A 15,279-nucleotide genomic window follows, 5' to 3' on the forward strand; every position below is an offset into this window, starting at 1 on the left:
CCGACCCGGGCGGTCCGGTACGGGCCACGCCACACCCGTACCGGACCGCCCGTCACCCCTCCCGCGCCGCCGGCCGTCGCAGCATGAACACATCGACGGAGTCCTGGCCGGTCACGGTGAACCCGTGCCGCTCGTACAGTCGCCGCGCCGCGCTCCCCCGGAGCACCGTCAGCCGCACCGAAGCCCCGGCCGCGTCCCCGCGCGCCAGCAGCGCCCCCAGCACGGCCGTGCCGAGACCGCACCCCTGGAACTCCGGCGCCAGGTAGAAGTGCTCCAGCTCCCAGTCGGGCACCGCGGCGCCCCCGCGCAGCGTCACGCACCCCGCGAACGCACGCCCGGCCTCGATGACGGACGTGTGGTCCGCCGAGAAGCCGTCGCGCAGCCGCTGCCGCACCCGGTGCTCGTCATAGCGCCCCAGCCGTTCCAGGTCCGCGCGCATCACCACGGCCCGCAGTTCGGCGATCGGCTCGACATCGCCCGCGCCGGCCGCCCGCAGGGACCAGGCGAACGGCTCGGTCCCCGCCCGCCGGGGCCGCGCCGTCCGTAGGTTCACCGCCGGTCGGCCAGCAGCCCGGCGAGACCGGCCGGCAGGCCGAGCCCGCACGCGCCGTCCCCGGCTGCCGTCCAGCCGGCCGCGCACAGCGCCCGCAGCGCGTCCACCGGGTCCCCGTCCCCGGTGAGTTCCAGCGCCCGCTCTCCGGCCACCGCCCGCCAGCCGCCGCACCCGAACCCGCCGCCGGTGCCCGGCTCCGCGACCACGGCGGGCTGCGCCACCAGCAGGTCCCGCAGATCCGCCGCCACATACGTGGGCCGGTGCTCGGGCCTGGCCGCCACCGCGCCCGCCGCGTCCGTCACCCCGGTCAGCACGAGCAGCGAGTCCACCCGCCCGTTGAACGCGCCCTCGATATCGGTGTCCAGCCGGTCCCCCACCACCAGGGGCCGCTCGGCACCCGTCCGCAGAATCGTCTCGCGGTGCATCGGCGGCAGCGGCTTCCCCGCCACCACCGGCTCCACCCGCCCCCCGGAGCCGATGCGTACGACCTCCACGGCCGCGCCGTTCCCCGGCATGATGCCGCGCCCGCTGGGGATCGTCAGATCGGTGTTCGACGCGAACCACGGCAGCCCCCGGTTCACCGCCAGCGTCGCCTCCGCCAGCGCCCCCCAGGGAAGTTCGGGGCCGCCGTACCCCTGCACCACCGCCGCCGGGTCGTCGTCCGCCGAGGCGACCGGCACGAGCCCCCGCTCGGTCAGCGCCACCCGCAGCCCCTCGCCCCCCACGCACAGCACCCGCGCCCCCGCCGGCAGCCGCTCGGCGATCACCCGCGCCACCGCCTGCGCCGAGGTCACCACCTCGGCCTCCTCGGCCGGCACCCCGAGTTCCGTCAGATGCCCGGCCACGGTGCGCGGCGTGCGGGAGGCGTTGTTGGTGACGTACGCCAGCCGCATCCCGCCCTCCCGCGCCGCCCGCAGCGCGTCCACCGCGTGCGGCAGCGCCTCGCCGCCCGCGTACACCACCCCGTCCAGGTCCAGCAGCGCGGTGTCGTACGCCGTGAACAGCGCGCGCTCGCTCCCCGCCGGGCTCGTCCTGACCTTCGTCTCAACCCTGTCATCAGCCATAACACCCCGATCATCCCCCACCACCGCCGATCGCCCCCATCTGCCCCGGACAAGGGCATTCGGCATAGCATGCCGGGATGGCTTCCGACGTCCCCGCCGGCCCCGGCGGACTGGATCTCGCCCCATTCCGGGGACTGCGTTACGCCCCCGGGCGCGTGAGCGACCCGGCCGCCGTCACCTCACCCCCGTACGACGTGGTGGTCCGCCCCGACGGGCTGAACGAACTGCGCACCGCCGACCCGTACAACATCGTGCGCCTGATCCTTCCGCAGGCCACCGACCCCGCCGAGGGCCACCGCCGCGCCGCCAGGACGCTGCGCCAGTGGCTCGCCGAGGGCGTCCTCACCCAGGACGCGCGGCCCGCCCTGTACGTGTACGAACAGCGCGGCCCGGACGCCGTGCACCAGCGCGGCGTGATCGGCGCCCTGCGGCTGACCGAACCCGGCTCCGGGACCGTCCTGCCGCACGAGGACGTCATGCCGGACGTCGTCGCCGACCGCGCCGCCCTCACCCGCGCCACCGGCACCAACCTCGAACCCCTGCTGCTCTCCTACCGGGCCGCGCAACCCGACGACGCCGACGCCGTCATCGAGGAAACCGTCCGCACCACCCCGCTGCTGGCCACCCGCACCGCCGACGGCATCGCACACCGGCTGTGGGCGGTGACCGGCCCCGACGCCGTCGCCCGGCTGCGCACCGCCCTGCACCGGCACCGCGCGCTGATCAGCGACGGCCACCACCGCTGGGCCACCGCGCTGCGGCTGCGCGACGAACACGCCGGCCGTCCGCCCTGGGACCGGACCCTGGTCCTGCTGGTCAACTCCGCCCGCCATCCGCTGCGGGTCCAGGCCATCCACCGGGTGCTCCCCGAACTCCCCGCCGCACAGGCGCTGGAGCGGGTACGGGCCACCGCGGCCTTCCGCGTACGCCCGCTGACCGCCCCGCCCGGCGAGGCCCTGCGCGCCCTCGCCGCCACCGAGGGCACCGCCTTCCTGCTGGCCGGCCCCGCCGGGGGCGGACTCCACCTGCTGGACCGCCCCGACCCGGCGCTCCTGGCACGGACGATCCCGGCCCACCGCCCCGCCGCCTGGCGGGCCCTGGACGCCACCGTCCTGCACACCACCCTGCTGGAGGCGGTGTGGGGCGTCCCCGACCGTCCGGGGGCCGTCCGCTATCTGCACGAGGCCGACGCCGCGCTCGCCCAGGGCCTGGACACCGGTGGCACGGCCGTACTGCTGCGCCCGGTCTCCGAGGAGACGGTTCGTTCGCTTGCGGAGGCGGGCATCATGATGCCGCGCAAGTCCACCTCCTTCGGCCCCAAACCGGCCTCGGGGCTGGTGCTGCGCCCGCTGGAGGAGGAGCCGGAGCAAGGGCCCATTGCCCCAGAAAATTAGGTTAGGCTAACCTCACTTCCGAGTTGCCCCATCGCACCCGGGAGCCGCATGAGCACCGCCCTGTTCACCAGAACCGACGAAGCACTCGGCCGGTTCACCGTCCGCGCCGTCGACCCGGCCGCCGACACCCCGCTGCTGCACAGCTGGCTCACCCACCCCAAATCGGCGTTCTGGCTGATGCAGAACACCACCCGGGAGCAGGTGCGCGGCTATTTCGACACCATCGCCGCGTCCACCACACACCATGCCTACCTCGGGCTGCACGACGGAAACCCCGCCTTCCTGGCGGAGCGGTACGACCCGGCCGCCGAGCCGGTCGGCAAGGCGTACCCCGTCCAGGAGGGCGACGTGGGCATGCACTTCCTCACCGCCCCCACCGACACCCCCCGGCACGGCTTCACCCTCGCCGTCATCACCACCGTCATGGAACTCCTGTTCAGCGACGCCGCCACCCAGCGCGTCGTCGTCGAGCCCGACGCCCGCAACCGCGCCGTCCACGTCCTCAACACCGCCGTCGGCTTCCAGGTGGCCGCCCGTGTCGAACTGCCCGGAAAGGAAGCCCTGCTGAGCTTCTGCACCCGCGACCAGTACCTGGCCGCTTCCCTCCGGCAGCACCCGGCAGCCACCGACTAAGGAGCACGCCCCGCCATGCACCCCCAGGACCCCCACCAGGCCGTCGCCCACCTCACCCCCGCGCTGTGGGAACAGGCCGGCCGCCGGCTGATACGCAAGGCGCTCGCCGAGTTCTCCCACGAGCGGCTGCTCACCCCCACCGAGGACCCGGAACACCCGGGTCACTTCACCGTCCCCACCGACGACGGCACCGTCACCTACCGCTTCACGGCCCGCCGCCGCGCCCTGGACCACTGGCAGATCGACGCGGACAGCATCACCCGCCGCCACCGCGACGGCAGCGAACTGCCACTCTCCGCACTCGACTTCTTCATCGAGCTGCGCACCGCGCTCAAACTGAGCGACGCGATCCTGCCGGTCTACCTGGAGGAGATCAGCAGCACTCTGGCGGGCGCCGCCCACAAACTGGCCGGAGAACTCAGCTCCGACCCGGCCACCCGCCGCCCCTCCGCCTCCGAACTGGCCCGCGCCGACTTCCAGACCGTCGAAGCCGGCATGACCGAGGGCCATCCCTGCTTCGTCGCCAACAACGGCCGCCTCGGCTTCGACGCCGCCGAATACCACGCGTACGCACCGGAGACCGGCGCCCCCGTCCAGCTGATCTGGCTCGCCGCGCGCCGCGACCTCACCACCTTCTCGGCCTCCGCGGGGCTCGACTACGAGGACCTGATCGCCGCCGAACTCTCCCCCGCCGACCGGGACGCCTTCGCCGCACACCTCACCGGGCAGGGCCTGGAACCGGCCGACTACCGGCTCATCCCCGTCCACCCCTGGCAGTGGTGGAACCGGATCTCCGTCACCTTCGCCGCCGAGGTCGCCCAGCGGCACCTCGTGTGCCTCGGCCCCGGCGAGGACAGCTACCGCGCCCAGCAGTCGATCCGTACCTTCTTCAACACCGACGCGCCCGGCAAGCACTATGTGAAAACCGCCCTGTCCGTCCTCAACATGGGCTTTCTGCGCGGACTCTCAGCCGCCTACATGGAAGTGACACCGGCCATCAACGACTGGCTGCACGAGCTGGTGAGCGAGGATCCCCGGCTACGCGCGCTGGGCTTCGGCATCCTGCGCGAACGCGCCGCCGTCGGCTACCACCACCCGCAGTACGAGAGCGTCGCCGCCAAGGGCTCCCCGTACCTGAAGATGCTGGCCGCCCTGTGGCGGGAGAGCCCGGTACCGTCCCTGGAACCCGGGCAGCGGCTCGCCACCATGGCCTCCCTGCTGCACGTGGACGCCCGGGGCGACGCGCTGGCCGCCACCCTCATCAAGGACTCCGGGCTGGCCCCCGAGGAGTGGCTGCGCCGCTACCTCGACGCCTACCTCGCGCCGCTGCTGCACTGCTTCTACCGCTACGGCCTGGTCTACATGCCGCACGGCGAGAACGTCATCCTGGTGCTGCGCGACGGCGTTCCCGAGCGCGCCATCATGAAGGACATCGCCGAGGAGATCGCGGTCTTCGACCCGGCGACGCCGATCCCGGCCGGCATCGAGCGCATCAGGGTGGACATCCCGGAGGAGGAGAGGCCGCTCTCGCTCTTCACGGACGTCTTCGACTGCTTCCTCCGCTTCCTCAACAGCACCCTGGCCGAGGCCGGAGTGCTGACGGAGGACGCCTTCTGGGGGACCGTCGCCGGCTGCGTCAGCGACTACCAGGAGCTGCACCCCGAACTGGCCGACCGGTTCAAGCGGTACGACCTGTTCACGGAGACGTTCGCGCTGTCCTGCCTGAACCGCCTCCAGCTGCGCAACAACCAGCAGATGGTCGACCTGACCGATCCCTCGGCCGCCCTCCAGTTCATCGGCACCCTGGACAACCCGATCGCGAAATTCGCCTGAGCACGACGAAGCGGCGAGAGGGAACGCATCCCCTCCCGCCGCTTCGGTCAGGCGTGGCGGTCAGTCCTCTTCGCCGAGCTCGGGATCGAGCGCGTCGACGAACTCCACGCCGTCCAGTTCGGCCAGCCGGTCCGAGGCGTTGGTGATCCCGCCGGAGTCCGCGTCCAGCGTCTTGGCGAACCAGTCGCGGGCCTCGGCCTCACGCCCCACCGCCAGCAGCGCGTCCGCGTACGCGTACCGCAGCCGGGCGACCCAGGGCTGGGTGGAGCTGGAGTTCAGCTCCGGGCTCTGGAGCGTGACCACGGCGGCCTCCGCCTCGCCCATGTCCCGCCGGGCGCCGGCCGCGACCAGCCGCATCTCGACCTGGCCGGCCTTGTCCAGCCGCCGCACCTCGGGCTCACCGGCCATCGCCAGCGCCCGCTCCGGGCGGCCGAGCCCACGCTCGCAGTCGGCCATGACCGGCCACAGGTGGTCAGCCCCGGACATCCGGCGCGCCGCCCGGAACTCGGCGAGCGCCTCGGCGTACTTCTCCACCGCGTACGAGGCGAACCCCGCGGCCTCACGCACCGCGGCTACCCGCGAGGCGAGCCGCAGCGCGACCCGCGAGTACGCGTACGCGCGCTCGGGGTCCTCGTCCAGCAGCTGGGCGCACATCACCAGGTTCCGCGCCACATCGGTGGCGAGGGTCTTCGGCAGGCTCATCAGCTCCTGCCGCACCGAGGGGTCGATCTCGGCCCCGGTCACATCGTCAGGGATCGACAGCCTCCGCGGCGCCGGCCCGCGCTGCCCGCGGTCGTCCCGCCGGAAGCCACCCCCGCGCCGGTCATCGTTCCCCCGGTAGCCGCCGCCACCACGCGGCCCACCCCGGTCATCACGCCGGAACCCGCCACCACGGCGGTCATCACGCCGATCATCACGGCGGTCATCGCGCCGGAAGGCCGGCCGGTCGCCATCGCGACGGGGACGGTCATCACGGCGGTCATCACGCCGGAACGGAGGCCGGTCACCATCACGACGGGGACGGTCGTCACGCTGATACGGCGGACGGTCCCCATCACGACGCGGGCGGTCGTCACGCCGGAAGGGCGGACGGTCGCCGTCACGGCGAGGCCGGTCATCCCGCTGATACGGCGGACGGTCCCCATCACGGCGGGGACGGTCATCCCGCTGATACGAGGGCCGGTCACCATCGCGACGCGGGCGGTCATCACGCTTGAACGGAGGCCGGTCACCGTCACGGCGAGGCCGGTCGTCTCGCTGGTACGAGGGCCGGTCACCATCGCGGCGGAAAGGCGGCCGGTCACCGTCACGACGCGGACGCTCATCACGGCGGTCATCACGCTTGAACGCGGGGCGGTCGCCGTCACGACGAGGACGGTCATCACGCTGATACGGCGGACGGTCATCACGCCGGAAGGCCGGCCGGTCACCGTCACGACGCGGGCGGTCATCACGCTTGAACGGAGGCCGGTCGCCATCGCGGCGGGGACGGTCATCCCGCTGGTACGAGGGCCGATCGCCATCCCGCCGGAAAGGCGGCCGGTCGCCATCACGACGCGGACGCTCATCACGGCGGTCATCACGCCGGAAGGCCGGCCGGTCACCATCGCGGCGGGGACGGTCATCCCGCTGATACGAGGGACGGTCGCCATCCCGCCGGAAAGGCGGCCGGTCACCGTCACGGCGGGGTCGATCGTCCCGCTGATACGAGGGACGGTCATCGCGCCGGAAAGGCGGGCGCTCTCCCTCACGACGCGGAGCGTCATCGCGGCGGGGCCGGTCACGGTCGTCCCTGCGGTCATCCCGCCGGAACGCCGGCCGGTCACCATCACGGCGAGGCCGGTCATCACGCCGGGGTCCTCGCCTCTCAGATCGGTCCTCGGGTGAATACGACATGGGGTACAGCTCCTGTTCCTACGAGCAATAAAAAAGACCGGTTGGTCTTTCAGCAAGTGTGCTGAAAGACCAACCGGTCTTCTCAAAGATTGTTCGGCGGCGACCTACTCTCCCACACGGTCCCCCATGCAGTACCATCGGCGCTGAAAGGCTTAGCTTCCGGGTTCGGAATGTAACCGGGCGTTTCCCTTTCGCCATGACCACCGAAACGCTTACAAACGTCTCAGCGTGAACAAGCACACTTTTCAGTTTGAAGAAATCATAGTTGTCTAAGACAAATTCACAGTGGACGCGAGCATCTGAGGACAAGCCCTCGGCCTATTAGTACCAGTCAACTCCACCTCTCACGAGGCTTCCATATCTGGCCTATCAACCCTGTCGTCTACAGGGAGCCTTACCCCATCAAGTGGGTGGGAGTCCTCATCTCGAAGCAGGCTTCCCGCTTAGATGCTTTCAGCGGTTATCCCTCCCGAACGTAGCCAACCAGCCATGCCCTTGGCAGAACAACTGGCACACCAGAGGTTCGTCCGTCCCGGTCCTCTCGTACTAGGGACAGCCCTTCTCAAGACTCCAACGCGCACAGCGGATAGGGACCGAACTGTCTCACGACGTTCTAAACCCAGCTCGCGTACCGCTTTAATGGGCGAACAGCCCAACCCTTGGGACCAACTCCAGCCCCAGGATGCGACGAGCCGACATCGAGGTGCCAAACCATCCCGTCGATACGGACTCTTGGGGAAGATCAGCCTGTTATCCCCGGGGTACCTTTTATCCGTTGAGCGACGGCGCTTCCACAAACCACCGCCGGATCACTAGTCCCTGCTTTCGCACCTGCTCGACCTGCCAGTCTCACAGTCAAGCTCCCTTGTGCACTTACACTCACCACCTGATGACCAACCAGGCTGAGGGAACCTTTGGGCGCCTCCGTTACTCTTTAGGAGGCAACCGCCCCAGTTAAACTACCCACCAGACACTGTCCCCGATCCGGATCACGGACCCAGGTTAGACATCCAGCACGATCAGAGTGGTATTTCAACAACGACTCCACCTGAACTAGCGTCCAGGCTTCACAGTCTCCCACCTATCCTACACAAACCGAACCGAACACCAATATCAAGCTATAGTAAAGGTCCCGGGGTCTTTCCGTCCTGCTGCGCGAAACGAGCATCTTTACTCGTAGTGCAATTTCACCGGGCCTATGGTTGAGACAGTCAAGAAGTCGTTACGCCATTCGTGCAGGTCGGAACTTACCCGACAAGGAATTTCGCTACCTTAGGATGGTTATAGTTACCACCGCCGTTTACTGGCGCTTAAGTTCTCAGCTTCGCCACACCGAAATGTGACTAACCGGTCCCCTTAACGTTCCAGCACCGGGCAGGCGTCAGTCCGTATACATCGCCTTACAGCTTCGCACGGACCTGTGTTTTTAGTAAACAGTCGCTTCTCGCTGGTCTCTGCGGCCACCCCCAGCTCAGAGAGCAAGTCTCATCACCAGAAATGGCCCCCCTTCTCCCGAAGTTACGGGGGCATTTTGCCGAGTTCCTTAACCATAGTTCACCCGAACGCCTCGGTATACTCTACCTGACCACCTGAGTCGGTTTAGGGTACGGGCCATTGTGAAACTCGCTAGAGGCTTTTCTCGACAGCATAGGATCATCCACTTCACCACAATCGGCTCGGCATCAGGTCTCACCCTCGTGTGGAACGGATTTACCTGCTCCACGGGCCACACCCTTACCCCGGGACAACCACCGCCCGGGCTGGACTACCTTCCTGCGTCACCCCATCACTCACCTACTACAGGTCTGGACCACCGACTCCACCACTCCACCCACCCCCGAAGGGACAGATGGCGGCTTCGCGGGCTTAGCATCGCCTGATTCAGCGTTGGCGCTCCACAACGGGTACCGGAATATCAACCGGTTATCCATCGACTACGCCTGTCGGCCTCGCCTTAGGCCCCGACTTACCCTGGGCAGATCAACTTGACCCAGGAACCCTTAGTCAATCGGCGCAAGAGTTTCCCACTCTTGTATCGCTACTCATGCCTGCATTCTCACTCGCATACCATCCACAACTCGTTTCCACGGCTGCTTCACCCGGCACACGACGCTCCCCTACCCACCACAACCTTCGTTAGAAGTATTGTTGCAGTGACACGACTTCGGCGGTGTACTTGAGCCCCGCTACATTGTCGGCGCAGAATCACTCGACCAGTGAGCTATTACGCACTCTTTCAAGGGTGGCTGCTTCTAAGCCAACCTCCTGGTTGTCTCTGCGACTCCACATCCTTTCCCACTTAGCACACGCTTAGGGGCCTTAGTCGATGCTCTGGGCTGTTTCCCTCTCGACCATGGAGCTTATCCCCCACAGTCTCACTGCCGCGCTCTCACTTACCGGCATTCGGAGTTTGGCTAAGGTCAGTAACCCGGTAAGGCCCATCACCTATCCAGTGCTCTACCTCCGGCAAGAAACACACGACGCTGCACCTAAATGCATTTCGGGGAGAACCAGCTATCACGGAGTTTGATTGGCCTTTCACCCCTAACCACAGGTCATCCCCCAGATTTTCAACTCTGGTGGGTTCGGGCCTCCACGAGGTCTTACCCTCGCTTCACCCTGCCCATGGCTAGATCACTCCGCTTCGGGTCTAGGGCATGCTACTCAATCGCCCTGTTCGGACTCGCTTTCGCTACGGCTACCCCACACGGGTTAACCTCGCAACACACCGCAAACTCGCAGGCTCATTCTTCAAAAGGCACGCAGTCACGGCACACAGAGCAAGCTCTGTGCACGACGCTCCCACGGCTTGTAGGCACACGGTTTCAGGAACTATTTCACTCCGCTCCCGCGGTACTTTTCACCATTCCCTCACGGTACTATCCACTATCGGTCACCAGGGAATATTTAGGCTTAACGGGTGGTCCCGCCAGATTCACACAGGATTTCTCGGGCCCCATGCTACTTGGGAAACCTTTAAGTGAGCCATGCAGATTTCAGCTACGGGGGTCTTACCCTCTACGCCGGGCCTTTCGCATGCCCTTCGCCTATCCACACAGTTTCTTACTCACCGACCGTCCGGCAGAACGATCAAAAAAGCTCCCACAACCCCGCATGCGCAACCCCTGCCGGGTATCACACACATACGGTTTAGCCTCCTCCGGTTTCGCTCACCACTACTCCCGGAATCACGGTTGTTTTCTCTTCCTGCGGGTACTGAGATGTTTCACTTCCCCGCGTTCCCTCCACACCGCCTATACATTCAGCAGTGGGTGACAGCCCATAACGACTGCCGGGTTTCCCCATTCGGAAACCCCCGGATCACAGCTAGGTTGACAACTCCCCGGGGACTATCGCGGCCTCCCACGTCCTTCATCGGTTCCTGGTACCAAGGCATCCACCGTGCGCCCTTAAAAACTTGGCCACAGATGCTCGCGTCCACTGTGCAATTCTCAAACAACAACCGAAGATTCGACCTTTCACAGCCGTACCTTCAGACACCCAACAGCGAACCAAATGTTGCAGTCAATGTTCCACCCATGAGCAAACCACCGCCGAACACTCGCCGGCGTAGTGGCTCTGGACCGCTATCGCGGTCTAGAAGCTCCTTAGAAAGGAGGTGATCCAGCCGCACCTTCCGGTACGGCTACCTTGTTACGACTTCGTCCCAATCGCCAGTCCCACCTTCGACAGCTCCCTCCCACAAGGGGTTAGGCCACCGGCTTCGGGTGTTACCGACTTTCATGACGTGACGGGCGGTGTGTACAAGGCCCGGGAACGTATTCACCGCAGCAATGCTGATCTGCGATTACTAGCGACTCCGACTTCATGGGGTCGAGTTGCAGACCCCAATCCGAACTGAGACCGGCTTTTTGAGATTCGCTCCACCTCGCGGTATCGCAGCTCATTGTACCGGCCATTGTAGCACGTGTGCAGCCCAAGACATAAGGGGCATGATGACTTGACGTCGTCCCCACCTTCCTCCGAGTTGACCCCGGCAGTCTCCCGTGAGTCCCCGGCACCCCCGAAGGGATCCGCTGGCAACACAGGATAAGGGTTGCGCTCGTTGCGGGACTTAACCCAACATCTCACGACACGAGCTGACGACAGCCATGCACCACCTGTACACCGACCACAAGGGGGCGACCATCTCTGGCCGTTTCCGGTGTATGTCAAGCCTTGGTAAGGTTCTTCGCGTTGCGTCGAATTAAGCCACATGCTCCGCCGCTTGTGCGGGCCCCCGTCAATTCCTTTGAGTTTTAGCCTTGCGGCCGTACTCCCCAGGCGGGGCACTTAATGCGTTAGCTGCGGCACGGACAACGTGGAATGTTGCCCACACCTAGTGCCCACCGTTTACGGCGTGGACTACCAGGGTATCTAATCCTGTTCGCTCCCCACGCTTTCGCTCCTCAGCGTCAGTATCGGCCCAGAGATCCGCCTTCGCCACCGGTGTTCCTCCTGATATCTGCGCATTTCACCGCTACACCAGGAATTCCGATCTCCCCTACCGAACTCTAGCCTGCCCGTATCGACTGCAGACCCAGGGTTAAGCCCTGGGCTTTCACAATCGACGCGACAGGCCGCCTACGAGCTCTTTACGCCCAATAATTCCGGACAACGCTTGCACCCTACGTATTACCGCGGCTGCTGGCACGTAGTTAGCCGGTGCTTCTTCTGCAGGTACCGTCACTTTCGCTTCTTCCCTGCTGAAAGAGGTTTACAACCCGAAGGCCGTCATCCCTCACGCGGCGTCGCTGCATCAGGCTTTCGCCCATTGTGCAATATTCCCCACTGCTGCCTCCCGTAGGAGTCTGGGCCGTGTCTCAGTCCCAGTGTGGCCGGTCACCCTCTCAGGCCGGCTACCCGTCGTCGCCTTGGTAGGCCACTACCCCACCAACAAGCTGATAGGCCGCGGGCTCATCCTGCACCGCCGGAACTTTCCACACACGAGGATGCCCTCATGTGTCGTATCCGGTATTAGACCCAGTTTCCCGGGCTTATCCCAGAGTGCAGGGCAGATTGCCCACGTGTTACTCACCCGTTCGCCACTAATCCCCGGCCGAAACCGGTTCATCGTTCGACTTGCATGTGTTAAGCACGCCGCCAGCGTTCGTCCTGAGCCAGGATCAAACTCTCCATGAATGCTTCATGTAAGAGCAAGGAAAATCCTCGCTTAAATGCTGCACCTCAGACGAGGTCGAGATGCAGACTCAGTAAATAATCTGGCATTGACTATTTGGCACGCTGTTGAGTTCTCAAGGAACGGATGCTTCCTTTGGTTCCCTCTCGGGCCCCTCCGGGCTTTCCCTTCGTGTCCACTACTCTAGCCGACTTTCCGGCCGACTCCTAATCGGACCCTTTTCGCTTTCTTCAGCCACTCAATGAGCGCACCAAAGAAACCAGAACTGGGAAGTTCCGATCAGATGGAGTGGGTGCCGCCTCCGAGGCTTCCCCGGGCGATCTTCCGACCGCTTCCCTGGGGTTGCCGCCTCAAGCGACTCGATCTACATTACGGCCCGACGACATCCGCGTCAAGTCGCCTGGTCCGGCGCTTGGGCTGGTGCGGCCGGTACGGGCTCACCGTGGGGTCGCCGGCGATCCAGAAGCGCCACGGATGGACGCCTCCGTCGCCCGCGACGCCCGTGCGCGGGCCGGTGCTGATCCGGCTCTTGGGCACCGGGGCGCCGGCCAGCACCCGCAGGTCGAAGTCCTCGGGGTCCGTACCGCAGACATCGGTGCCGTTCAGCACCCGGTCCACGTCCAGCGCGGTCGCCAGCCGGGCCGGCCCCTTGGCCAGCTCGTGGTCGCGGCCACGGGCCGAGGCCCGGCGCGGCCGGGCCAGCTCCGCTCCCGTCAGTACCTCGCCGGCCCGCAGCAGCACCCCGCTCGCGTGGCCGTCCGGGCCGCACACCAGGTTGAGGCAGTGCCACATGCCGTAGGTGAAGTAGACGTACGCGTGCCCGGGCGGGCCGAACATCGAGGCGTTGCGCTGCGTCCGGCCCCGGAAGGCGTGCGAGCCGGGGTCGATCTCCCCGGCGTACGCCTCCACCTCCGTGAGCCGCAGCGTGATGGTGCCCTCCGCCGACCGCCGGACCAGCGTGCGGCCCAGCAGGTCGGGCGCCACCTCCAGCACCGGGCGGTCGAAGAAGGCGCGGGGCAGGGGCTCAGTGGTGTGGTCGCTGCTCATCGTCATCCAGTGTCACCGTCAGGGGAACGCCCCGGTTCCGCCAGTGGGTCGCGGCGTCCGCCAGGATCTCCCCCAGGAGCCGCGCCGACTCCGGCAGCTCCCGGCGCAGCTCGTCCCAGCCGCGTACCGCGATCACCCAGCCGACCGCCGGGGGCTCACCCCACCACACCAGATCGCGCAGGCAATCGTCCAGCGCGTCCCAGTTGTGCCCGAAATAGTCGGGGAACCCCAGGTCCTCCGCGCACCGCCGCAGCAGCGCGTCCCGGTCGCGCACCCCCGTGAGGTCCAGGCGGTGCGGTGCTGGTTCGGTCATGGCACGAGTAGTACCGCATCCGGTGTGGCAGGCGCTGGCTAGGGTGATCAGCACCACCCTTCCCGATCCCGAGGAGAGGCCCATGACGTCCGAGTCCCCCCGCCGTCCGCTCCCCCACGACTTTCATCCGCCGGTGGCGTCCTTCACCGTGACCAGCGACGACCTGGCCCCGGGCGCACGGCTTGGCGAGGCGCAGGTGTACGCGGCCGGCAACACCTCTCCGCAGCTGCGCTGGGAGGGCTTTCCGGAGGGCACGAAGAGCTTCGCGGTCAGCTGCTACGACCCGGACGCGCCGACCGGCAGCGGGTTCTGGCACTGGTCGCTGTTCGACATCCCGCTCTCGGTGACCGAGTTGCCGGCCGGGGCGGGCAGCGGGGCGATGGCCGGGCTGCCGCAGGGCGCGGTCCATGTACGCAATGACTACGGCACCCGGGACTTCGGTGGCGCCGCGCCGCCGGCCGGTGACGGGCCGCACCGCTATGTCTTCACGGTGTACGCGGTGGACAGCGAGAAGCTGGGCCCGGGAGCGGACGCCACCCCGGCGCAGGTGGGGTTCATGCTGCGCTTCCACGCCCTGGGGCGGGCCCAGCTCATCGGTGAGTACGAGGTGCCCGCGGGCGGCTGACCCTGCGGTGATCCCCCGGTGCCGGACGATGCCCGATCGATCCCTCACCGGGGGTTTACCCGTCATCTCCCGTTTTTGTTACCTCCCTGGAAATTGCATTGTCGGGCTCATCGGGTCCCGGCAGAGTGAGAGCCGTCCCGCCGCGGGGCGGGCAGCTCAAGGGGAGGTGGGCGGGATGCGGCAGACGCTGGTGCTCAATGCGACCTACGAGCCGCTGTCGACGGTGTCGCTGCGGCGGGCGGTGGTGCTCGTCATCCAGCACAAGGCGGTGGTGGAGCACGCGCATCCGGGGCTGCGGGTGCGGGCGGCGGCGGTGGAACTGCCGGTGCCCCAGGTGATCAGGCTGCGGCGGTTCGTGAAGGTGCCGTTCCGACAACGCGCCCCGTGGTCGCGGCGTGGGGTGCTGGTACGGGACCGGCACCGGTGCGCGTACTGCGGGCGCCGGGCGACCACCATCGATCACGTCGTACCGCGGTCCCGGGGTGGCGGGGACACCTGGCTGAACACGGTGGCGGCGTGTGCCGAGGACAACCACCGCAAGGCGAACCGGACACCTGCCCAGGCGGGGATGCCGCTGCTGATCCAGCCCTTCGAGCCAACGCCGGCGGACGCGCTGTGGCTGGCCCTGGGGTTGCGGGAGGGTGAGGGGGTGCCGCTGGGGGCGCCTCCGTCGGCCGCCGGCTGGGTGGGGGTCCCTCCGGCCGAAGGGTGGGGGAAGATGCCGCTGCCCGAGTCGGCCTGATCCGTCCGGTCCGTACGACCTGGCCGGCACACCATGAGT

General features: G+C 67.1%; 11 protein-coding genes and 3 rRNA genes. 5 read left to right on the forward strand and 9 right to left on the reverse strand.

Annotation, left to right across the window (positions count from 1 at the left end; translation table 11 throughout):
• Nucleotides 1–52: 52 nt before the first annotated feature.
• Together ACTFAP_RS04030 and ACTFAP_RS04035 are read right to left on the reverse strand one after the other, a co-directional pair.
• Entirely contained in the window at nucleotides 53–553 is a 501-nt protein-coding gene (locus ACTFAP_RS04030; protein WP_500468254.1) for a GNAT family N-acetyltransferase, read from the reverse strand.
• Nucleotides 550–1,617, reverse strand: coding sequence for an HAD hydrolase-like protein (locus tag ACTFAP_RS04035; protein WP_500468255.1), 1,068 nt, complete (start codon nucleotides 1,615–1,617; stop codon nucleotides 550–552). The genes ACTFAP_RS04030 and ACTFAP_RS04035 overlap by 4 nt, the downstream gene beginning before the upstream one ends.
• A 77-nt stretch (nucleotides 1,618–1,694) precedes the next feature.
• Between ACTFAP_RS04035 and ACTFAP_RS04040 the strand changes: the two genes are divergently transcribed.
• Genes ACTFAP_RS04040 through ACTFAP_RS04050 form a run of 3 tightly spaced genes read left to right on the forward strand, consistent with a single transcriptional unit; the run spans nucleotide 1,695 to nucleotide 5,477 of the window.
• Nucleotides 1,695–3,011, forward strand: a complete 1,317-nt coding sequence (locus tag ACTFAP_RS04040; RefSeq protein ID WP_500468256.1) for a DUF1015 family protein — start codon at nucleotides 1,695–1,697, stop codon at nucleotides 3,009–3,011.
• A 48-nt stretch (nucleotides 3,012–3,059) separates the two neighbouring features.
• Nucleotides 3,060–3,644, forward strand: coding sequence for a GNAT family N-acetyltransferase (locus ACTFAP_RS04045; RefSeq protein WP_390120518.1), 585 nt, complete (start codon nucleotides 3,060–3,062; stop codon nucleotides 3,642–3,644).
• Between the two features lie 15 nt (nucleotides 3,645–3,659).
• Entirely contained in the window at nucleotides 3,660–5,477 is a 1,818-nt protein-coding gene (locus ACTFAP_RS04050; RefSeq protein WP_500468257.1) for an IucA/IucC family protein, read from the forward strand.
• 60 nt (nucleotides 5,478–5,537) lie between these two features.
• Here the strand turns inward: ACTFAP_RS04050 and ACTFAP_RS04055 are convergent, their stop codons facing one another.
• From ACTFAP_RS04055 to ACTFAP_RS04085, 7 genes are all read right to left on the reverse strand, one after another.
• Nucleotides 5,538–6,221: a hypothetical protein gene (locus tag ACTFAP_RS04055; RefSeq protein ID WP_234306778.1), complete on the reverse strand. Its 684-nt coding sequence runs from the start codon at nucleotides 6,219–6,221 to the stop codon at nucleotides 5,538–5,540.
• On the reverse strand, nucleotides 6,218–7,324 hold the full coding sequence (locus ACTFAP_RS04060) for a hypothetical protein (RefSeq protein ID WP_500468258.1): 1,107 nt from the start codon (nucleotides 7,322–7,324) through the stop codon (nucleotides 6,218–6,220). The genes ACTFAP_RS04055 and ACTFAP_RS04060 overlap by 4 nt, the downstream gene beginning before the upstream one ends.
• A gap of 140 nt (nucleotides 7,325–7,464) precedes the next feature.
• Nucleotides 7,465–7,581: ribosomal RNA gene (gene rrf / locus ACTFAP_RS04065) — 5S ribosomal RNA — on the reverse strand.
• A gap of 93 nt (nucleotides 7,582–7,674) precedes the next feature.
• Nucleotides 7,675–10,797, reverse strand: a 23S ribosomal RNA gene (locus ACTFAP_RS04070).
• Between the two features lie 188 nt (nucleotides 10,798–10,985).
• Nucleotides 10,986–12,515 (reverse strand): 16S ribosomal RNA (locus ACTFAP_RS04075).
• The 16S, 23S and 5S rRNA genes sit together here, the layout of an rRNA operon.
• A 367-nt stretch (nucleotides 12,516–12,882) precedes the next feature.
• Nucleotides 12,883–13,566 carry a DNA-3-methyladenine glycosylase gene (locus tag ACTFAP_RS04080; protein WP_500468259.1) on the reverse strand — a complete coding sequence of 228 codons (684 nt, stop codon included), beginning with the start codon at nucleotides 13,564–13,566 and terminating at the stop codon, nucleotides 12,883–12,885.
• Entirely contained in the window at nucleotides 13,538–13,873 is a 336-nt protein-coding gene (locus ACTFAP_RS04085; RefSeq protein WP_390122390.1) for a barstar family protein, read from the reverse strand. Before ACTFAP_RS04085 ends, ACTFAP_RS04080 begins: the two co-directional genes overlap by 29 nt.
• 82 nt (nucleotides 13,874–13,955) lie before the next feature.
• On the opposite strand from ACTFAP_RS04085, the gene ACTFAP_RS04090 reads away from it, so the two are divergent.
• A complete protein-coding gene (locus ACTFAP_RS04090; RefSeq protein WP_400012523.1) occupies nucleotides 13,956–14,498 on the forward strand; it encodes a YbhB/YbcL family Raf kinase inhibitor-like protein in 543 nt (180 codons plus the stop codon).
• Between the two features lie 175 nt (nucleotides 14,499–14,673).
• Nucleotides 14,674–15,240, forward strand: coding sequence for an HNH endonuclease (locus ACTFAP_RS04095; RefSeq protein WP_495683503.1), 567 nt, complete (start codon nucleotides 14,674–14,676; stop codon nucleotides 15,238–15,240).
• Nucleotides 15,241–15,279 lie beyond the last annotated feature (39 nt).

This window comes from Streptomyces sp. PH9007, from assembly GCF_059813725.1.

Bases quoted from the DNA above. Each gene is read 5' to 3' on its own strand.
- ACTFAP_RS04080 (WP_500468259.1), bottom strand. From the start codon at position 13,566: ATGACGATGAGCAGCGACCACACCACTGAGCCCCTGCCCCGCGCCTTC.
- ACTFAP_RS04060 (WP_500468258.1), bottom strand. From the start codon at position 7,324: ATGACCGGCCTCGCCGTGATGGTGACCGGCCGGCGTTCCGGCGGGATG.
- ACTFAP_RS04050 (WP_500468257.1), top strand. From the start codon at position 3,660: ATGCACCCCCAGGACCCCCACCAGGCCGTCGCCCACCTCACCCCCGCG.
- ACTFAP_RS04090 (WP_400012523.1), top strand. From the start codon at position 13,956: ATGACGTCCGAGTCCCCCCGCCGTCCGCTCCCCCACGACTTTCATCCG.
- ACTFAP_RS04045 (WP_390120518.1), top strand. From the start codon at position 3,060: ATGAGCACCGCCCTGTTCACCAGAACCGACGAAGCACTCGGCCGGTTC.
- ACTFAP_RS04035 (WP_500468255.1), bottom strand. From the start codon at position 1,617: ATGGCTGATGACAGGGTTGAGACGAAGGTCAGGACGAGCCCGGCGGGG.
- ACTFAP_RS04085 (WP_390122390.1), bottom strand. From the start codon at position 13,873: ATGACCGAACCAGCACCGCACCGCCTGGACCTCACGGGGGTGCGCGAC.
- ACTFAP_RS04095 (WP_495683503.1), top strand. From the start codon at position 14,674: ATGCGGCAGACGCTGGTGCTCAATGCGACCTACGAGCCGCTGTCGACG.
- ACTFAP_RS04040 (WP_500468256.1), top strand. From the start codon at position 1,695: ATGGCTTCCGACGTCCCCGCCGGCCCCGGCGGACTGGATCTCGCCCCA.